Source organism: Pseudomonas sp. G5(2012) (assembly GCF_000408945.1).
Lineage (GTDB): Bacteria > Pseudomonadota > Gammaproteobacteria > Pseudomonadales > Pseudomonadaceae > Aquipseudomonas > Aquipseudomonas umsongensis.
Map to the genome: position 1 here is coordinate 1 of NZ_APIO01000109.1, position 18,698 is coordinate 18,698.

Below are 18,698 nucleotides of genomic sequence, written 5' to 3' on the forward strand. Positions count from 1 at the left end.
GGCAGCTCCTACAGGGGTTTATGTGTGTTTCATGTATACGTTTACCCCCTACCAAAGCCCCCCCAAACCTCCTTCGAAAGTAGCATTCGGGCGCCCGGCGCCCCGTGCATTAATGGCTCTACCGGAATCGCCCGGCACAAGAAGAGGAATGACCCATGTGGACTAAACCCGCGTTTACCGATCTGCGCATTGGCTTCGAAGTGACGATGTATTTCGCCAACCGTTGATTGACCACCCGGCCAGCCGTTGCGTTGGCCGGGCCTGCCTTCTGGAGCATTGCCCATGCACATCCGCGTACTCGGCTCCGCCGCTGGCGGTGGTTTTCCGCAGTGGAACTGTAACTGTCGCCAGTGCGTCGGTGTGCGCAATGGCAGCCTGCGGTCCCGGCGTCGCACGCAGTCCTCGATTGCCTTGAGTGACAACGGGGTGGACTGGGTGCTGTGCAATGCTTCACCGGACATCCGCGCGCAACTCGAGGGCTTTGCGCCGCTGCAACCGGCCCGCCGCTTGCGTGACAGCGCCATCACTGGCGTGGTGTTGCTCGACAGCCAGATCGATCACTGCACCGGTCTGCTGAGCCTTCGTGAAGGCTGCCCACATGCGGTGTGGTGCACCGAGCGGGTTCATCAGGATCTCAGCAGCGGTTTCCCGTTGTTTACCATGCTCAGGCACTGGAATGGCGGGTTGCGGTGGCAACCGATTGCGCTGGATCGCGAACCCTTCAGTATCGGCGCCTGCGCGCACCTGCGGTTTCACGCGATTCCCCTGGTCAGCAACGCACCGCCGTATTCGCCCAATCGCGGTGATCCGCAACCGGGCGACACCATCGGGTTGTTCGTTGAAGACCAACGCAGCGGCGCATCGCTGTTTTACGCACCTGGCCTGGGCCAGGTCGATGATCAAGTGCTGGCCTGGATGCAGCGCGCCGATTGCCTGTTGCTGGACGGCACCCTGTGGCGCGATGACGAGATGCGTGTCTGCGAGGTCGGTCAAAGCCTGGGCAGCGACATGGGCCATTTGCCCCAGAGCGGTCCCGGCGGCATGCTGGAAGTGCTGCAAGGTTTTCCCCGCCAGCGCAAGGTGCTGATCCACATCAACAACACCAACCCGATCCTCGATGAAGACTCGGCCGAGCGGGCGCTGCTGGAACGGCGGGGGATCGAGGTGGCTTACGACGGCATGGATATTGTGCTGTAGCGACGGACGCCTTCGCGAGCAGGCTCGCTCCCACAAGGGCGACGTAATCCACTGTGGGAGCGAGCCTGCTCGCGAAGGGTCCAGATCAGACACCGAAGATTCCCCGGAGACCCGCAATGACCGATACAGCCATGACCCCCACCGAATTCGAGCAGGCCCTGCGTGCCAAAGGCGCCTACTACCACATCCATCACCCATTCCATCAAGCCATGTACGCCGGCCGCGCTACTCGCGAACAGATCCAGGGTTGGGTCGCCAATCGCTTTTACTACCAGGTCAACATCCCGCTCAAGGACGCCGCGATCCTGGCCAACTGTCCCGACCGTGAAGTGCGCCGCGAATGGCTGCAACGCATCCTCGATCATGATGGCGTGCCCGGCAGCGAAGGCGGCATCGAGGCCTGGCTGCGCCTGGGCGAGGCGGTGGGGCTCGATCGCGAGCAGATCCTGTCACAGGAGTTGGTGCTGCCCGGCGTACGTTTCGCCGTGGATGCCTACGTCAATTTCGCCCGTCGTGCCTGTTGGCAGGAAGCGGCCAGCAGTTCGCTGACCGAGCTGTTCGCACCGCAGATCCATCAATCGCGACTCGATGCCTGGCCGACCCATTACCCGTGGATCGATTCCGCCGGCTACGACTACTTCCGCACACGGCTGAGCCAGGCCCGGCGCGATGTAGAGCATGGCTTGCGCATCACCCTGGCACATTACGTCACCCTCGAGGCCCAGCAACGCATGCTGCAGATCCTGCAATTCAAGCTCGACGTGTTGTGGAGCATGCTCGATGCCATGAGCATGGCCTATGAGCTGGAGCGTCCGCCGTATCACACCGTCACACGGGACAACGCCTGGCACCGGGGGATTGTCCTGTGAGCCTGATCGATCGCAAGCAGTCACCCTCATTGCGCCGGGGCTTTCGCCTGCAATGGGAACCGCGCCAGGACTGTCATGTGCTGCTGTACCCCGAAGGCATGATCAAACTCAACGCCAGTGCCGGGCAGATTCTCGATCTGGTGGACGGCCAGCGCAGCGTCGCGGCGATCATCGATCGGCTGACGGCGAGTTTTCCTGACGTGCCGGGGATCGACGAGGACGTACTGGCCTTCCTGGAGGTGGCCCATGCGCAATTCTGGATCGAGTGACGCGCTACCGGGGCCGCCGTTGTGGCTGTTGGCGGAGCTGACCTACCGTTGTCCGTTGCAGTGTCCGTATTGCTCCAATCCATTGGATTTCGCCCGGCACGGCGAGGAACTGGACACGCAGGAATGGATCCGGGTATTTCGTGAGGCGCGGGACATGGGCGCCGCGCAACTGGGCTTTTCCGGTGGCGAACCACTGGTAAGGCAAGACCTGGCCGAGTTGATCAAGGCCGCGCGGGACATGGGTTACTACACTAACCTGATCACCTCGGGCATCGGCCTGACCGAGCAGAAGGTGCGGGACTTCAAGGTCGCCGGGCTCGATCACATCCAGATCAGTTTCCAGGCCGCCGACGAAGCGGTGAACAACATGCTCGCCGGCTCGCGCAAGGCGTTCGCGCAGAAACTGGCGATGGCCCGGGCCGTGAAAGCCCAGGGCTATCCGATGGTGCTGAACTTCGTCACCCATCGACACAACATCGATGACATCGCCCGGATCATTGATTTGTGCCTGGAACTGGAAGCGGATTTCGTCGAATTGGCCACCTGCCAGTTCTATGGCTGGGCCGAGCTCAACCGCGTCGGCCTGTTGCCGACGCGCGAGCAATTGCAACGCGCCGAGCGCATCACCAACGAGTATCGCGAGCGTCTTGAGGCCCAGGGCCATCCGTGCAAATTGATATTCGTCACCCCGGATTACTACGAAGAGCGCCCGAAAACCTGCATGAATGGCTGGGCTAACCTGTTTCTCGACATCACCCCGGACGGCACGGCGTTGCCTTGTCACAGCGCCCGGCAATTGCCCGTGCAATTTCCCAATGTGCGTGAGCACAGCATCGAGCACATCTGGAACGATTCGTTTGGCTTCAACCGTTTTCGCGGCCATGACTGGATGAAAGAACCCTGCCGTTCCTGCGATGAAAAACACAAGGATTTGGGTGGGTGCCGGTGCCAGGCGTTCATGTTGACGGGCGATGCCGAGAACGCCGACCCGGTATGCAGCAAGTCGCCTCATCACGGGGTGATCCTCAAGGCCCGCGAGGAAGCAGATGCGCCAGGGCTAGGCATGGAGCACCTGACGTTGCGCAATGAGAAGGCTTCCCGCCTGATCTACCGCGGCTGACCCAAGCGACATAAATCCCCTGTAGGAGCGAGCCTGCTCGCGAAGAACCAGAGTGCGCCGTGGGGTGTCAGGTTCCCAGCGTGATCGTTGACGACCATCGTCGGAACGCCGCCCGGAGCATGCTCGCTCCTACAAGGGATCTGCGGTGAATCCAGCCATTGGTCTGATTGCATTCACCACTGGATGGGTTAGTGTGGACCTTACCTTCCAAAACAATAAAAAACAGGCTTTCCAATGAGCCAGAGTCTCAGTCAGCTGCGTAAATTCGTTTCGCCTGAAATCATCTTCGGTGCCGGCTGCCGGCACAACGTCGGCAACTACGCCAAGACCTTTGGCGCGCGCAAGGTGCTGGTGGTCAGCGACCCGGGGGTGATTGCCGCCGGTTGGGTGGCGGATGTCGAAGCCAGCCTGCAAGCCCTGGGCATCGAATATTGCCTTTACAGCGCCGTCTCTCCCAACCCGCGTGTTGAAGAGGTGATGCTCGGTGCCGAGATGTACCGGGAAAATCACTGCGATGTGATCGTCGCCGTCGGCGGTGGCAGCCCGATGGATTGCGGTAAAGGCATCGGTATAGTCGTCGCCCATGGCCGCAGCATCCTCGAGTTCGAAGGCGTGGACACCATCCGCGTACCGAGCCCGCCACTGATCCTGATTCCGACCACGGCCGGCACCTCGGCCGACGTCTCGCAATTCGTGATCATTTCCAATCAGCAGGAGCGCATGAAGTTCTCCATCGTCAGCAAGGCAGTGGTGCCGGATGTGTCGCTGATCGACCCCGAAACCACCCTGAGCATGGACCCGTTCCTCTCGGCTTGTACCGGTATCGACGCGCTGGTGCATGCCATCGAAGCCTTCGTCTCCACCGGGCACGGGCCTCTGACCGATCCCCATGCGCTGGAAGCCATGCGCCTGATCAACGGCAACCTGGTGCAGATGATCGCCAACCCGACGGACATCGCCCTGCGCGAGAAAATCATGCTCGGCAGCATGCAGGCCGGGTTGGCGTTCTCCAACGCGATCCTCGGCGCGGTGCATGCCATGTCGCACAGTCTCGGTGGCTTTCTCGACCTGCCCCATGGCCTGTGCAACGCGGTGCTGGTGGAACACGTCGTGGCGTTCAACTACGACTCGGCGCCGGACCGCTTCAAGGTCATCGCCGAGACGTTCGGCATCGACTGCCGGGGCCTCAATCACCGGCAAATCTGCGGGCGCCTGGTGGAGCACCTGATCGCCCTGAAACACGCCATCGGTTTCCACGAAACCCTCGGTTTGCACGGGGTCAGGACCTCCGACATTCCGTTCCTGTCGCAGCACGCCATGGATGACCCGTGCATCCTCACCAACCCGCGTGAATCCAGCCAGCGTGATGTCGAGGTCGTCTATGGCGAAGCCCTCTGACGAGCAACAACGGGCATTGGCCGGCCTGCTCGGATTAGGCAATCATTCGGCGCGCAAGAGCCATTACCCGGAGCTGGCGGCGCGCCTGGATGAACTGGAAGCCGAGCGCAATCGCTACAAATGGTTGTTCGAAAACGCGGTCCACGGGATTTTCCAGGCCAGCCTGCAAGACGGCATGCGCGCCGCCAACCCGGCGATGGCGCGCATGCTTGGCTATCAAGACCCGCAGGAGGTGCTGTTTTCCCTGGCGGACCTGGCGAGCAATCTGTTTGTCGGCGGTGTGCAGGAGCTGGAAAACATTGGCGAAATCCTCACCCACCAGGGCAGCTTGCACGGCTATGAAACCCAGTTGCGGCGCAAGGATGGCAGCCATCTCGACGTGCTGATGAACCTGTTGCTCAAGCCCGGTCAGGAAGGGCTGGTGGAAGGATTCGTCGCCGACATCACCGAGCGCAAACTCGCCCAGCAACGCCTGCAGCAACTCAACGATGAACTGGAGCAGCGCGTAACCGCGCGCACCGATGAGCTGTTGGAAGCCAACCGCAACCTGCAACAACAAATCACCCAGCGTAAGCAGATCGCCAAGGCCTTGCGCGACGCCCGTGACGCCGCGGAGGCCGCCAATCACAGCAAGGACAAATACCTCGCTGCCGCCAGTCACGACCTGCTGCAACCCCTCAACGCCGCACGGTTGCTGATCTCCACCTTGCGTGAGCGCAAGCTGCCCGAAGTCGAGCAGGTGCTGGTCGAACGCACTCACCAGGCACTGGAAGGCGCCGAGGATCTGCTCACCGATTTGCTGGATATCTCAAGGCTCGATCAAGCGGCGGTCAAGCCGGATGTCGCGCTATACCGCCTCGACGAGTTGCTTGGGCCCCTGGTCTCGGAGTTCCAGTCCGTGGCCGAGGCCGCCGGGTTGCGTTTACGGGTGCACATGGGCGACTACGCCATTTGCACGGACCTGCGCCTGATGACCCGGATCCTGCGAAACTTCCTCAGTAATGCCTGCCGCTACACCGACGAAGGCAGCATCCTGCTGGCGGCAAGGCGCCGGGGCGACAAGCTGCGCCTGGAAGTGTGGGACACCGGACGCGGGATTCCGGCCGATCGTCTCGATTCGATCTTCCTCGAATTCAATCAACTGGACGTCGGCCGCGCTGCCGACCGCAAGGGCGTGGGGTTGGGGCTGGCGATCGTCGAGCGCATCGCGAAGATCCTCAACTACCGGATCCAGGTGCATTCACTGCCCGGCCGGGGTTCGATGTTCAGCATTGAGGTGCCGATCTCCCGTGAAGTGCCGTTGCCCATCAGCCTCACGGCGCCTCAATCAGGCACGGGCAATCCATTGCCGGGCCGGCGCTTGCTGGTGCTGGACAATGAAGTCAGCATCTTGCAGAGCATGGGCGCGTTGCTCGGGCAGTGGGGCTGCGACGTCGTCACGGCCACCGATGAAGCCTCGGCGCTGGCAGCCCTGGCCGGCCAGGCCCCGGAACTGATCCTGGCGGACTATCACCTTGACCACGGCGTGGTGGGATGTGATGTGGTCAGGCATTTGCGTGAGCATTACCGCCAGTCAATTCCTGCGGTGATCATCACCGCGGACCGTACGGATCAGTGCCGGCGCGCATTGCAGCGGCTCGAGGCGCCGTTGCTGAACAAACCGGTGAAACCCGGCAAGTTGCGAGCGGTGTTGAGTCAGTTGTTGGGAGCGCCAGCTTGAACTTGGCTGCACATTTCGATCATTAAGTTGTCACTTTCGGTCATTGAGTGCTGGCGGTGCGGCTCTTAGTCTGTCGAACATGACTGACGGGGGCCGTAGAGCTTCCGCTTTTTTCCGTGATCGCTCGCTGTGGAGTTACCGATGACCGCCGCTCATTACCCGCACCTGTTGGCCCCGCTGGACCTGGGATTCACCACGTTGCGCAACCGCACCCTGATGGGTTCGATGCACACCGGCCTTGAGGAAAAGCCCGGTGGTTTCGAGCGCATGGCGGCGTATTTCGCCGAACGTGCCCGTGGCGGTGTCGGCCTGATGGTCACTGGCGGTATCGGTCCGAACGACGAGGGCGGTGTGTATTCCGGTGCAGCCAAGCTGACCACCGAGGAAGAAGCGCTCAAGCACCGCATCGTCACCCGCGCGGTGCATGAGGCGGGCGGCAAGATCTGCATGCAGATCCTCCACGCCGGTCGTTATGCCTACAGCCCGAAACAGGTCGCGCCAAGCGCCATTCAGGCGCCGATCAACCCGTTCAAGCCTAAAGAGCTGGACGAGGAAGGCATCGAGAAGCAGATCAGCGATTTCGTCACCTGCTCGACGCTGGCCCAGCAGGCCGAGTACGACGGTGTCGAGATCATGGGCTCGGAAGGTTATTTCATTAACCAGTTCCTTGCCGCCCACACCAACCACCGCACCGACCGTTGGGGTGGCAGCTACGAAAACCGCATGCGCCTGCCGGTGGAAATCGTCCGTCGCGTACGCGAGGCGGTTGGCCCGAACTTCATCATCATTTTCCGCTTGTCGATGCTCGACTTGGTCGAAGGCGGCAGCAGCTGGGATGAAATCGTGCTGTTGGCCAAGGCCATCGAGCAGGCCGGAGCGACGCTCATCAACACCGGTATCGGCTGGCACGAAGCGCGGATTCCAACCATCGCCACCAAAGTGCCGCGCGCGGCCTTCAGCAAGGTCACGGCCAAGCTGCGTGGCTCGGTGAGCATTCCGCTGATCACCACCAACCGCATCAACACCCCGGAAGTCGCCGAGCAGATCCTCGCCGAGGGCGATGCCGACATGGTTTCCATGGCGCGGCCGTTCCTGGCCGACCCGGACTTCGTCAACAAGGCCGCTGAAGGTCGCGCCGATGAAATCAACACCTGCATCGGTTGCAACCAGGCGTGCCTGGACCACACCTTCGGCGGCAAGTTGACCAGTTGCCTGGTCAACCCGCGTGCCTGCCACGAAACCGAACTCAACTATGTGCCGGTGCAGCAGGTCAAGAAAATCGCCGTGGTCGGTGCCGGGCCTGCCGGCTTGTCTGCCGCGACCGTGGCGGCCGAGCGTGGCCATGCGGTGACGCTGTTCGATTCGGCCAGCGAAATCGGCGGTCAGTTCAACGTCGCCAAACGCGTGCCGGGCAAGGAAGAATTCTTCGAGACCTTGCGTTATTTCGGTCGCAAGCTGCAGACCACCAACGTCGAGGTGTGCCTGAACACCCGTGTCGATGTGGCAAAGCTGGTCGAGGGCGGCTACGACGAGATCATCCTGGCCACCGGCATTGCGCCGCGGTTGCCGGCGATTGAGGGCGTGGACAATGCCAAGGTGCTGAGCTACCTGGACGTGCTGCTTGAGCGCAAACCGGTGGGCAAGCGTGTCGCAGTGATCGGTGCCGGCGGTATCGGTTTCGACGTCTCGGAGTACCTGGTTCACCAGGGCCAGGCCACCAGCCTGAACCGCGATGAGTTCTGGAAGGAGTGGGGCATTGATACCCACCTTGAAGCACGCGGCGGTGTCGCCGGGATCAAGGCAGCCCCCCATGCCCCGGCCCGCGAAGTGTTCCTGCTGCAACGCAAGAAATCCAAGGTCGGCGACGGCCTGGGCAAGACCACTGGCTGGATTCATCGCACGGGATTGAAGAACAAGAAAGTGCAGATGCTCAACAGCGTCGAGTACCTGAAGATCGACGACGAAGGCCTGCACATCCGCATCGGCGAAACCGGTGAACCGCAGGTGCTGACGGTGGACAATATCGTGATCTGCGCCGGGCAGGACCCGTTGCGCGAGTTGCAGGACGGCCTGGTGGCGGCGGGGCAGAACGTGCATCTGATCGGCGGCGCGGATGTCGCGGCGGAGCTGGATGCCAAGCGGGCGATCAATCAGGGTTCGCGATTGGCGGCCGAGTTGTAATCCGAAGGCCCCGCGTGCCAATGGCCTTCGCGAGCAGGCTCGCTCCCACATTGGATCTGTGTCGTTCAGAGAACCCTTGTGGGAGCGAGCCTGCTCGCGATAGCTGCTTATGAGCGATTAGAATGCTGACTCTTCATGAGCTCAATCAGGCGCCAATGTTTTCTTCTGCTTCCAACTGGCTACCCCAAGCCCCCTTCGAGTCCCTCCATCTTGACTGGCTCAAAACCGCCGACATCGAAGTCGCCATCCTGCGCCTGGACCAGATCGACCCACTGATCAGCGGCAACAAATGGTTCAAACTCACCGAACATCTCAAAGCCGCTGACCAGTGCGGCGCCAAAGGCATCATCAGCCTAGGCGGCGCGCATTCCAATCACCTGCATGCGCTGGCCGCTGCCGGCAAGCGTTTCGGTTTCGCCACGGTTGGCCTGTTACGCGGACACGCTCAACAAACGCCGACGGTGAATGATTTGCAGGCGTTCGGCATGCAACTGCACTGGCTCGGTTATGGCGGTTATCGGGCGCGGCACGAGGCGGGTTTCTGGGAGCCGTGGCAGGTGCAGTATCCCGATCTGCTTGCGGTCCCGGAAGGCGGCGGCGGGTTGCCGGGGGCACAGGGTTGCGTGCAACTCAAGGCATTGGCCTGTCGGCAACTGGACGCACTGGGCTGGAGCGGCTACGACGGTTGGTGGCTGGCCTGCGGAACCGGCACGACCTTGGCGGGCCTGGTCCTGGCCGAGGCGGGAGAGCACCCGGTCTATGGCGCCCTGGCGGTGCCCGGTGATCATGGCGTGGCACAGCAGGTCGCAAAGATTGTGGAGGAGGCGGGCGTGAATCATTCGTCTTATGAACTGTTCGACGCCAGCCGTGGAGGCTTTGCCAAGGTCGACCCGCCGTTACTCGAATTCATCGCGCGCACCGAACAAGCCAGCGGCATTGCCCTGGAACCGCTGTACACCGGCAAGGCATTGCTGGCGCTCAGGCAGCAGGTCGAGGCGGGGAAGTTTGCCCCGGGTACGCGGCTGATCTTTATTCACACGGGCGGCTTGCAAGGCCTGCGGGGTTTCAATCCACAAGCCTGATACGGGTGATCTCAAGTGTCCCTGTTCACCCGCTTGGGCATCATCCGCAACAAGGTGTTATCGCCCACCACATAGTGATGATACAGCCCGGCGACGGCGTGCAGGCCGATCAGCCAGTAGCCGATGGTGCCACCGAGTTCGTGCCAGCCCTCGATCTGCTTGGCCAGGTCCTTGTCCTGCGCGATCAAAAGGGGCAGGTCGAAGCCGTAGAACATCACCTGGTTACCTTTGGCACTGGTGACCAGCCAACCCAGTATGGGCATGACGATCATAAAGATGTACAGCGCCCAGTGCATCAATCTGGCCAGCATGGTTTGCCATTGGGGCGAGGCCGGGAAGATCTGCGGTGCCGGGCCGAGGCTGCGGGCGAACAAGCGTAGCCAGACCAGCACGAATACGGTCAGGCCAAGCATGAAGTGCGACTCCACGATCAGCGTTCGACCACCGCTACCCTTGGGAAAAAGGCCGCGCAGCTCGATGCAGGCGTAAACCAATGCCAGCAGGACCAGCATCAACCAATGCAGCGCGATCGAAACGGTGCTGTAGCGCGAGTCGGAATTTTTCCACGGCATACGGTGTTCCTCACAGGGGGGGTGTAACCACCGTTAACTGTAATCCTGTTTCACCGGGTTTGCCTGAGGCTATTTGACGCTGAATGCTCTGTAGGAGCTGCCGCAGGCTGCGATCTTTTGACTTTTTAAGATCAAAAGATCGCAACCTGCGGCAGCTCCTACAAAGGGCGGCGGTGAGTCAATTGGTTTGCGGCATCTCGCCTTTGGCCAAGCGCTTGTTGATGTCGGCAATCACTTCCGGCAAGTCGGTGATGGTGTCGATCATGTAGTGCGGGCGCGAACCTTCGAACAAGGCGTGGATGCGCTTGCGTTCGCTGTCCAGTGTGTCGCTGTCCAGGGCGCGATAGCCTTCATAGTCCAGCCCCAGCGCGTTGCCCGAACAGATCAGCGCCACGGTCCACATGCCGGCACGACGGCCTTCGAGAATGCCCGGTACGGTGTCGTCGATCTTCACGCAAGCGGCGACATCGTCGATGCCCAGGGCGATCACGTTGGCCAATGCCTGAGCTGGCCATGGACGGCCGTTCGGCACTTCGTCGGTGGCGACCACGTGGTCGGCCACGTAGCCGTTGGTGGCGGCCAGTTCGACGACTTTATCCATGACCTGTTTCGGATATCCCGAGCAGGAGCCAATCTTGATACCCTGTTGGCGCAGGTTGGCGATGGTGTCCAGGGCGCCGGGAATCAGCGCCGAGTGTTCGGCGATTTTCTCGATCTGCAGTGGCATGAAACGCTGGTAGATGGCGGTGACGTCATCGTCGGTCGGCGTACGGCCGAACACCTTGCGATAGCGCTCGGCGACTTGCGGCTGATCGCACAGGGTGCGGATGTGGTCCCACTTGCCCATGCCCATCGGGCCACGGGCTTCTTCAATGGAGACCTGGACGTCGAACTCGGCGAAGGCCTCGACGAAAATCTGCGTCGGCGCGAACGAGCCGAAGTCGACCACGGTGCCGGCCCAGTCGAGGATGGCGGCTTGCAGTTTGGTTGGGGTGGTGTAGTTCATGGTGATCAAGTCCTGTGGCAACTGGCTAAATGGAGAGCTGCTTTTTGTGGGAGCGAGCCTGCTCGCGAAAGCTCTGGATCAGTCGAAATTGATGTTGAATGTCCGACCGTCTTCGCGAGCAGGCTCGCTCCCACAGGGGAAAGTGGTGGGGGTTAGATCTCGAGTACTTCCATCTCGCGCAGCACTTCGGCAATCGCCGCCACCGCTTCGCGCATCTCCGAAGGTTGCACATGGCCGATGCACCCGACGCGGAACGTCTCGACCTGGGTCAGCTTGCCGGGGTAGAGGATGTAACCCTTGGCCTTGACCCGCTCGTAGAACGCCTTGAACTGGTAACGCGGGTCTTTTGGTGCATGGAAGGTCGCGATGATCGGCGCCTGGATGGCGGCCGGCAGGAAGCTGCGCAGTCCCAGCGCGGCCATCTCTTCCATCAGGGCCTGGCAGTTGGCGGCGTAGCGCTGGTGCCGGGCTGGCAGGCCACCTTCTTCGTTGTATTGCAGCAGGGCTTCGTGCAGCGCCGCGACCACGTGGGTCGGCGGGGTGAAGCGCCATTGCCCGGTCTTGGTCATGTAGGTGTGCTGGTCGTGCAGGTCCATCGCCAGGGAGTGCGAGTTGCCGGCGGCGTTGGCCAGGGATTCTTTGCGGGCGAAAACGAACCCCATGCCCGGCACGCCTTCCAGGCATTTGCCGGAAGCGGCGATCAGCGCATCGAACGGCACCTGTTGCGCGTCCACCGGCAGCGCGCCGAAGGAGCTCATGGCATCGATGATCAGGCGCTTGCCGTGTTGCGCGACCACCTGGGCGATTTCCGGCAGCGGATTGAGGATGCCGGTGCTGGTTTCGCAGTGAATCAGGGCAACGTGGGTGATGCCATCGTCGGCCCGCAGCAGGCGGTCGACGTCGGCAGCGGTGGTCGGTTCGTCTTCGGCGGTTTCGAACGTACTGAACGAGCGGCCCAGCACTTCGCAGATCTTCGCCAGGCGCTTGCCGTAGGCACCGTTGATCAGCACCAGGATCTTGCCGTCGCGTGGCACCAGCGTGCCGATCGCCGCTTCGACGGCGAAGGTGCCGCTGCCTTGCAGGGGCACACAGTGGTGGCTGGCCGCGCCGTTGATGATCGCCAGCAGTTGTTCGCACAGGCTGGCGGTCAGTTGGTTGAAACGGTCATCCCATGAACCCCAGTCAACCATCATCGCCTGGCGGGTGCGGGCCGACGTCGTCAACGGGCCGGGGGTGAGCAGGATGGGGGCGGCAGTACTCATTCTCGTGTCCTCGCAATCGATGGGATCAAGCTACGGGGCTTAAATTGCAATTTGCCGAGCTATCAATCAAATTGTTTGTTGTTATGCCAGCCATCAGTGAGACTTATTCATGAACCTGTTTCAGCTCCGTGCCTTCGATGCCGTGGCCCGTGAGGGCAGCTTCACTCGCGCCGCTGCTCGACTGTTCATCAGCCAGCCGGCGGTCACCGGGCACATCAAGGCGCTGGAGGAGCACTACCAGATCACCCTGTTGCGCCGCACCGCGCGACGTGTGGAGCTGACGGAGGAGGGCACCCGCCTGGCGGCGATCACCCGGGCGATGTTCGGTCTGGCCGAAGAAGCGCAAGCGATGCTGGAGGCCAACCGGCAGTTACTGACCGGGCGCCTGGAAGTGGCGGCGGACGGTCCGCACATGGTCATGCCGATGCTCGCGAGCCTGCGTGCGCGTTATCCGGGGATCACCGTGAACCTGCGCTTGGGCAATGCCCAGGAAACCCTGGCGGCGCTGTTGTCCGAGCATGCCGACGTGGCGGTATTGACCGAGGTCGAACCGCGCAAGGGCCTGCACTTGCAGGCCCTGAGCGAATCACGGATATGCGCGCTGGTACCCGAGGGGCATCCCTGGGCGCGGCGCACCAAAGGCGTACCGCTCAAGGATCTGGACCAGGTGATCATGGTGTTGCGTGAACCGAGTTCGATCACCCGGCGTACCTTCGATGACGCCTGCGTACAGGCGAAGGTCAATCCGCGGGTGTTGCTGGAGCTGGACAGCCGCGAAGCGGTGACCGAGGCGGTCGCTGCCGAGTTGGGGGTGGGCGTGGTGTCGTCGGTGGAGGTCAGCCATGACCCGCGGGTGGCGGCGGTGCCGATCATCGGGGAGGGGTTGGTCAATCGGCACATGATGGGGTGCATGGAGCGGCGGCGGGACTTGCGTTTGATCCAGGCGTTTTTCGGCTTGGCGCCTTCCAGGTAGACCGAGTCGTCTGCCTTCGCGAGCAGGCTCGCTCCCACAGTGGTTTTGTGTGCGACAAAAATCCCTTGTGGGAGCGAGCCTGCTCGCGAAGGGGCCAGGCCTGCCTACACCAGACTTTCGCGAACCATCTCCAGGAAAGTCGCCACAATCCGCCGCGAGCTCTGTTCGCGCAAGCACACCAGCGTTTCCGTCAACCGCCGTTTGCAATCGGTGATCGGCAACGCGCATACCCGTGAGTCGGCGCCGAATTCAGCCGCCGAGACCACGCCAATCCCGATTCCCACCACCACCGCCTCACGGGCGGCTTCCCGACCTTCGACCTGGATCGCCGGACGAATGCGGAACCCGGCGCCGGCCATTTCTTCTTCCAGGGTCTGGCGGGTCACCGAACCGATTTCGCGCAATACCAGCGGCGTGTCGTCCAGGTCCGCGAGGGTGATGGATTGGCGATCCGCCCACGGGTGATTGCGCGACACGAATGCCACCATCGGGTCATTGCGCAGCGGCAGCGAGATCAATCGTTCGTCGCTCACCTCGCGACCGAGCAACGCCAGGTCGGCCTGGTAATTGAACAATCGGAACAGCGACTCATCGGTGTTGCCGGTTTCGATCTTCACGCTGATGCCGGGGTAGCGTTCGCAGAAGCGCGCGATCTGTGGCAGTACATGCACCGGCGCATCCACCGCCAGAATCAGGCTGCCGGTCTGCAATGCCTGGGAGTCCTGCAACAATTCCTGGGCCTCGGCTTCGATCACGAACAGTTTCTGGGTGACGCTCAACAAGCGCTCGCCCAGGTCGGTGAGGCGTACCGAGCGTTTGTTGCGGTGGAACAGCAAAACACCGTAGCGTTCTTCGAGTTTGCGCACCTGGTCGGAAATCGCTGGCTGGGTGAGAAACAACCGTTCGGCGGCTTTGGTGAAGTTGCCATGCACGGCCACGGCATGGAAGGCTTTGAGTTGGGCGTGGGAAACCGACATGGGAATCTCCAGTAACAAGCTGCGCTTATTTTGGAAATACGATAAAGCGATTTCACTTATTAATCAGTAATTGTTTCTATTCATCTCAGGTTCCGTGACTGCTCGGTCGAGCAGCGCGGATGCCATGAGCCCTTGCGTGCAAGACACAGGACTCATCTGACCGGAATCGCCCACAGGGACAAGGTGATTTCGCAGTGCTCAACAATAAGAACACAGGCGTTTTCTTTCAGATCTGCCGGCACACTCATACCCTGAGGTCAGAACCACAATGAACCAGCATATCGGCACCCTCAAACGTTGGCGCGTGCAGATCTTCGCGATCACCTGGCTTGCCTACGCCGCTTTCTACTTCACCCGCAAAGCATTTTCCGTGGCCAAGCTCGGCATCGCCGAAGACCCGACCTTCATGCTCGACAAGATGGCCATGGCCAACCTCGACGCGATCTACCTGACCGCCTACGCCATCGGCCAATTCACCTGGGGCATCCTGGCGGACCGCTTCGGGCCGCGGGTGGTGGTGCTGGGTGGGTTGCTGATTTCCGCCGCAGCGGCACTGGTGATGGGCAGTTTCGCCACCTTGCCGATCTTCGCCACCTGCATGCTGATCCAGGGCCTGGCGCAGTCCACCGGTTGGTCGGGGTTGTGCAAGAACCTTGGCAGTTTCTTTCCCGCCCAACAGCGCGGGCAAGTGCTGGGACTGTGGAGTTCCTGCTACGCCTTCGGCGGCCTGGTGGCCTCGCCGTTTGCGGGTTGGTGGGCCTATACGCTGATCGGCAGCTGGCATGCGGCGTTCATTTCCAGTGCGGCGGTGGTTGGGCTGGTCGCCGTGCTGTTTTTTATTTTCCAACGCAATACACCGCAAGACGTCGGCTTGCCGGCGGTTGAGCCAGAGCCTGAGCTGACCGTCGAGGAGGCCCATGCCCAAAGCAAGATCAGCCTGTGGGAGCCGTTGAAGGACATTCTGCGCAACCGCACGGTGCTGGTGCTGGGGTTGGCGTATTTCATGCTCAAGCCGGCGCGCTACGCGATTCTGCTCTGGGGCCCGGTGATCGTTTTCGAACAGATGCCCTCGGTGGGCAAAGTCGGCGCGGCGATCATTCCTACCGCGTTCGAACTGGCCGGCTTGCTCGGGCCGATCATGCTCGGCCTGGCCTCGGACAAACTCTTCGGCGCCCGGCGCATGCCGGCCTGCGTGCTGAGCCTGTTGGCATTGACCGTGTCCCTGGGGTTTTTCATGGGCGCGCTGCACAGCGGTAGCGTGGTGCTGGTGGTGGCCTTGCTGTTCGTCATGGGCCTGACGCTCTACGGACCTGACTCGATGATCAGCGGTGCGGCCGCCATCGACTTCGGCACCGCCAAGGCGGGTGCCACGGCGGCGGGTTTCGTCAACGGTTGCGGTTCGGTCGGGGCGATTCTCGGTGGGTTGCTACCAGGCTACTTCGACACCGTGACCGTCTTCATCGTCTTTGCCGGCTGCGCGTTGTTCTCTGCCGTGGTACTCATCCCGCACTGGAACAGCCGCCCCGCGGGCCAAGGTAGCCACAAGGCCCGCTTGCCCAATCAGGCGATCACCATAAAACCCCTGCGCACCTGAACGGTCACTCGGGGTCGGTGCGATTGATCAGCCAGTCGAGCAGCAGGCGGGTGTCGCTGTGGCGGGTGTCGGTGCGTACCGCTGGTGGGCTGCGCAGCTGCCCACCGCTGGCGCAGAACACCGGGCGGTCGGGGTCGCTGTCGAGAAAACTGACCCAACCGTCGCTGCCGGCCATTGGCAGCTGGCTCGGTTCCCCGTGGGTAGGGGACATTGTCAGTGCGACAGGCAGCCAGAGGCCGCTGCTCGCCTTGGGATCGACCTCCGTGCCTGGCCACAAAGTCGCCAGCAGGCGGCCTTGATCATCCTGTTTTGCGCGCTGCCCGGGCAGGCCATGGACCCGGGCGGGCTGGAAGCCAGGGATGCGCGGCCTGGCCTGGTCCAGGGGTGGGCGAAATACCGTCGACCAGGGAATCGCCGTGAACTGATTTTGATAGCGCCGGACAATGCTGTCCTGAGACAGGATCGAACCCTGCTGGCCCTGATGCCGCGCCTGAAAGACCAGCCATTGGTCGTTGAACCCCGGCACGGGATGCTCGGCTATCTGCACGATGCGTGCGCTGCGTAACAGGCCTTGATTGCTTTTTCCATGCAGCTGCAATTGCTGGCAACGCATACGCTGCAGATCGCGGCGCTCGAGTTGATCTCGATGACGTTGCTCCTGGGAAGGGCCGGGTGCGAAGGTGTGGGAAAAAGCGTGATTGGCCGCACCTTCATCGACCGCAGTTCCACGATTTTTCGCCGCCACTCGTGGGTAAACGGCTTGTGAGTCATGGCGCTGGAACAACTCGCTGATCACAGGCGTAGCGCCATCGCCCGGTTCATCGCCCTGGAAAGGCATCAGCAGCGGCTCCTGGGGAAAGCTCATGTTGTCGTCGGCCAACACCAGTACATGACTGTCACGCCGGTGTTCGAAGTGATAGTGAATGCCTTCCTCCTCGCACAGGCGCTGCAGCAAGGCCAAGTCGGTTTCCTCGTACTGAATGCAAAAAGGCCGCAGGGGATACTGCCCGTCTGCCAGCTCCAGGCGATAGCTGTCGGCGGGCAGGTCATGTTCCTCCAGCAGCTGGCGCAGGATCATCGGCACGCTGAGGTGCTGGAAGATCCGCCGCGATGGGTATCGATCCAGCGCTTGAAGGGCCGGCACCAGGACCAGTTTATAGCTCACCCGTCCTTGCCCCCGGTGTTCGCAGCTGGCGCTGTGCAATACGCCATGAATGCCCTGGCCTTGCCCAAGGTCGAGCAACGCCGATTGTTGCAGCAGCCGTTCAAGGTTGAGGGCCGGTGCCAGGCCAATCACTTCGATATTGAATCGATAGGGTTGGTTGACGGCCTCGTGCCCACTGAACTGCACTACTTGCAAACTCAGGTGGTCGTCGAGGAGTGTCAGGGTGTAGGGACTTTCCTTGTCGTTGTGCATCGGACGCGCTTCTACCATGGAGTACGGCCACAGAGAGTACGAAACCCGCATGCCTTGTGGACATCGCCAATCGAAATTTCAGAATTGCCCTACAACCATCGGTAAAGATGCCGATCCTTGGATGAGCCTGAGATTTTTTGGTCGATTGCCAACTTTAGGCCGTATAAACTTGGCGCCATGCGTCGGCCAATAGATGTTTCGGCGCCATAGACAAGAGAGTGAGTAATGGGCGCACAGTGGAAGGTTAAACACAAAGAAGCGGCAGCCAACGCCAAGGGCAAGATCTTCGGCAAACTGGTGAAGGAAATCACCATTGCTGCGCGCAACGGTGCCGATACCGCCACCAACGCACACCTGCGTCTGGTGGTCGAACAGGCCAAGAAAGCTTCGATGCCAAAGGAAACCCTGGATCGCGCCATCAAGAAAGGCGCCGGTCTGCTGGGCGAAACCGTGCAATACCATCGCGTGACCTATGAAGGCTTCGCGCCACACCAGGTGCCGCTGATCGTCGAGTGCGTAACGGACAACATCAACCGTACCGTCGCTGAAATCCGCGTTGCTTTTCGCAAGGGCCAACTGGGCGCTTCCGGTTCGGTGGCTTGGGACTTCAACCACGTGGGCATGATCGAGGCCTCGCCGGACACTCCGGACGCCGATCCGGAAATGGCTGCCATCGAAGCCGGTGCCCAGGATTTCGAACCGGGCGAAGACGGCGCGACGCTGTTCCTGACCGAACCTACGGACCTGGACGCGGTACAAAAAGCCCTGCCTGAGCAAGGTTTCACCGTGTTGTCGGCCAAGTTGGGCTACCAGCCGAAGAACCCGGTCAGCGGCCTGAGCGACGAGCAGATGGCTGAGGTCGAAGCGTTCCTTGAAGGGCTCGATAACCATGACGACGTGCAGGATATGTTTGTCGGCCTGGCGGGTTGATTTGCGCCCTAACGGCGACTGAAAAAACCACCCCGTAGGAGCCAGGCTTGCCGGAGAAGGCCGACCTATGTTTTGTTGACTGCGTACATATCCATTCCTGTGGTAACGGCCGCTTATGGTTTCGCTCTTAC

At 61.6% G+C, this 18,698-nt stretch carries 17 protein-coding genes; 12 read left to right on the forward strand and 5 right to left on the reverse strand.

Features of this window, described 5'->3' with window-relative positions; translation table 11 throughout:
- Positions 1-155 precede the first annotated feature (155 nt).
- The 9 genes from pqqA to PG5_RS26990 all read left to right on the forward strand — a co-directional run bounded on the left by pqqA (position 156) and on the right by PG5_RS26990 (position 9,836).
- A complete protein-coding gene (gene pqqA / locus PG5_RS33905) occupies positions 156-227 on the forward strand; it encodes a pyrroloquinoline quinone precursor peptide PqqA (protein WP_003253598.1) in 72 nt (23 codons plus the stop codon).
- 55 nt (positions 228-282) lie between these two features.
- Positions 283-1,197, forward strand: a complete 915-nt coding sequence (pqqB, locus tag PG5_RS26955) for a pyrroloquinoline quinone biosynthesis protein PqqB (RefSeq protein WP_020800243.1) — start codon at positions 283-285, stop codon at positions 1,195-1,197.
- 116 nt (positions 1,198-1,313) lie between these two features.
- A complete protein-coding gene (gene pqqC / locus PG5_RS26960; RefSeq protein ID WP_020800244.1) occupies positions 1,314-2,066 on the forward strand; it encodes a pyrroloquinoline-quinone synthase PqqC in 753 nt (250 codons plus the stop codon).
- On the forward strand, positions 2,063-2,335 hold the full coding sequence (gene pqqD, locus PG5_RS26965) for a pyrroloquinoline quinone biosynthesis peptide chaperone PqqD (protein ID WP_020800245.1): 273 nt from the start codon (positions 2,063-2,065) through the stop codon (positions 2,333-2,335). Before pqqC ends, pqqD begins: the two co-directional genes overlap by 4 nt.
- On the forward strand, positions 2,313-3,455 hold the full coding sequence (gene pqqE, locus PG5_RS26970; protein WP_042955786.1) for a pyrroloquinoline quinone biosynthesis protein PqqE: 1,143 nt from the start codon (positions 2,313-2,315) through the stop codon (positions 3,453-3,455). The genes pqqD and pqqE overlap by 23 nt, the downstream gene beginning before the upstream one ends.
- Before the next feature lie 234 nt (positions 3,456-3,689).
- A complete protein-coding gene (gene ercA, locus PG5_RS26975; protein WP_020800247.1) occupies positions 3,690-4,853 on the forward strand; it encodes an alcohol dehydrogenase-like regulatory protein ErcA in 1,164 nt (387 codons plus the stop codon).
- Positions 4,837-6,573, forward strand: coding sequence for a NahK/ErcS family hybrid sensor histidine kinase/response regulator (locus tag PG5_RS26980; RefSeq protein WP_020800248.1), 1,737 nt, complete (start codon positions 4,837-4,839; stop codon positions 6,571-6,573). Before ercA ends, PG5_RS26980 begins: the two co-directional genes overlap by 17 nt.
- Before the next feature lie 141 nt (positions 6,574-6,714).
- Positions 6,715-8,754, forward strand: coding sequence for an NADPH-dependent 2,4-dienoyl-CoA reductase (locus PG5_RS26985; protein WP_020800249.1), 2,040 nt, complete (start codon positions 6,715-6,717; stop codon positions 8,752-8,754).
- A 122-nt stretch (positions 8,755-8,876) separates the two neighbouring features.
- Positions 8,877-9,836 carry a 1-aminocyclopropane-1-carboxylate deaminase/D-cysteine desulfhydrase gene (locus PG5_RS26990; RefSeq protein ID WP_020800250.1) on the forward strand — a complete coding sequence of 320 codons (960 nt, stop codon included), beginning with the start codon at positions 8,877-8,879 and terminating at the stop codon, positions 9,834-9,836.
- Positions 9,837-9,847: 11 nt separating this feature from the next.
- On the opposite strand, the gene PG5_RS26995 is transcribed toward PG5_RS26990, so the two are convergent.
- From PG5_RS26995 to PG5_RS27005, 3 genes are all read right to left on the reverse strand, one after another.
- Complete coding sequence (locus tag PG5_RS26995) at positions 9,848-10,408, reverse strand: cytochrome b (RefSeq protein ID WP_020800251.1); 561 nt, start codon at positions 10,406-10,408, stop codon at positions 9,848-9,850.
- Positions 10,409-10,586: 178 nt separating this feature from the next.
- Complete coding sequence (phnX, locus tag PG5_RS27000) at positions 10,587-11,414, reverse strand: phosphonoacetaldehyde hydrolase (protein ID WP_020800253.1); 828 nt, start codon at positions 11,412-11,414, stop codon at positions 10,587-10,589.
- 152 nt (positions 11,415-11,566) lie between these two features.
- Positions 11,567-12,676 carry a 2-aminoethylphosphonate--pyruvate transaminase gene (locus PG5_RS27005; protein ID WP_020800254.1) on the reverse strand — a complete coding sequence of 370 codons (1,110 nt, stop codon included), beginning with the start codon at positions 12,674-12,676 and terminating at the stop codon, positions 11,567-11,569.
- A 109-nt stretch (positions 12,677-12,785) separates the two neighbouring features.
- On the opposite strand from PG5_RS27005, the gene PG5_RS27010 reads away from it, so the two are divergent.
- Positions 12,786-13,649 carry a LysR substrate-binding domain-containing protein gene (locus PG5_RS27010; protein ID WP_020800255.1) on the forward strand — a complete coding sequence of 288 codons (864 nt, stop codon included), beginning with the start codon at positions 12,786-12,788 and terminating at the stop codon, positions 13,647-13,649.
- A 104-nt stretch (positions 13,650-13,753) separates the two neighbouring features.
- Here the strand turns inward: PG5_RS27010 and PG5_RS27015 are convergent, their stop codons facing one another.
- A complete protein-coding gene (locus PG5_RS27015; protein WP_020800256.1) occupies positions 13,754-14,626 on the reverse strand; it encodes a LysR family transcriptional regulator in 873 nt (290 codons plus the stop codon).
- A 268-nt stretch (positions 14,627-14,894) separates the two neighbouring features.
- Here PG5_RS27015 and PG5_RS27020 point away from each other — a divergent pair, with 268 nt between their 5' ends.
- Positions 14,895-16,220, forward strand: coding sequence for an MFS transporter (locus PG5_RS27020; protein WP_020800257.1), 1,326 nt, complete (start codon positions 14,895-14,897; stop codon positions 16,218-16,220).
- 4 nt (positions 16,221-16,224) lie between these two features.
- On the opposite strand, the gene PG5_RS27025 is transcribed toward PG5_RS27020, so the two are convergent.
- Positions 16,225-17,637 (reverse strand): type VI secretion system Vgr family protein, encoded by a 1,413-nt coding sequence (locus tag PG5_RS27025; RefSeq protein ID WP_020800258.1) that lies wholly within the window; start codon positions 17,635-17,637, stop codon positions 16,225-16,227.
- A gap of 225 nt (positions 17,638-17,862) precedes the next feature.
- Between PG5_RS27025 and PG5_RS27030 the strand changes: the two genes are divergently transcribed.
- Positions 17,863-18,567 (forward strand): YebC/PmpR family DNA-binding transcriptional regulator, encoded by a 705-nt coding sequence (locus PG5_RS27030; RefSeq protein ID WP_008063883.1) that lies wholly within the window; start codon positions 17,863-17,865, stop codon positions 18,565-18,567.
- Positions 18,568-18,698 lie beyond the last annotated feature (131 nt).

Excerpts from the sequence above, each read along its gene's own strand:
- PG5_RS26990 (WP_020800250.1), top strand. The coding sequence starts at position 8,877 with ATGCTGACTCTTCATGAGCTCAATCAGGCGCCAATGTTTTCTTCTGCT.
- PG5_RS27005 (WP_020800254.1), bottom strand. The coding sequence starts at position 12,676 with ATGAGTACTGCCGCCCCCATCCTGCTCACCCCCGGCCCGTTGACGACG.
- PG5_RS27030 (WP_008063883.1), top strand. The coding sequence starts at position 17,863 with ATGGGCGCACAGTGGAAGGTTAAACACAAAGAAGCGGCAGCCAACGCC.
- PG5_RS27015 (WP_020800256.1), bottom strand. The coding sequence starts at position 14,626 with ATGTCGGTTTCCCACGCCCAACTCAAAGCCTTCCATGCCGTGGCCGTG.
- pqqC (WP_020800244.1), top strand. The coding sequence starts at position 1,314 with ATGACCGATACAGCCATGACCCCCACCGAATTCGAGCAGGCCCTGCGT.
- PG5_RS27020 (WP_020800257.1), top strand. The coding sequence starts at position 14,895 with ATGAACCAGCATATCGGCACCCTCAAACGTTGGCGCGTGCAGATCTTC.
- pqqB (WP_020800243.1), top strand. The coding sequence starts at position 283 with ATGCACATCCGCGTACTCGGCTCCGCCGCTGGCGGTGGTTTTCCGCAG.
- PG5_RS27010 (WP_020800255.1), top strand. The coding sequence starts at position 12,786 with ATGAACCTGTTTCAGCTCCGTGCCTTCGATGCCGTGGCCCGTGAGGGC.
- PG5_RS26980 (WP_020800248.1), top strand. The coding sequence starts at position 4,837 with ATGGCGAAGCCCTCTGACGAGCAACAACGGGCATTGGCCGGCCTGCTC.
- pqqE (WP_042955786.1), top strand. The coding sequence starts at position 2,313 with ATGCGCAATTCTGGATCGAGTGACGCGCTACCGGGGCCGCCGTTGTGG.
- PG5_RS27025 (WP_020800258.1), bottom strand. The coding sequence starts at position 17,637 with ATGCACAACGACAAGGAAAGTCCCTACACCCTGACACTCCTCGACGAC.
- ercA (WP_020800247.1), top strand. The coding sequence starts at position 3,690 with ATGAGCCAGAGTCTCAGTCAGCTGCGTAAATTCGTTTCGCCTGAAATC.
- PG5_RS26995 (WP_020800251.1), bottom strand. The coding sequence starts at position 10,408 with ATGCCGTGGAAAAATTCCGACTCGCGCTACAGCACCGTTTCGATCGCG.
- phnX (WP_020800253.1), bottom strand. The coding sequence starts at position 11,414 with ATGAACTACACCACCCCAACCAAACTGCAAGCCGCCATCCTCGACTGG.
- PG5_RS26985 (WP_020800249.1), top strand. The coding sequence starts at position 6,715 with ATGACCGCCGCTCATTACCCGCACCTGTTGGCCCCGCTGGACCTGGGA.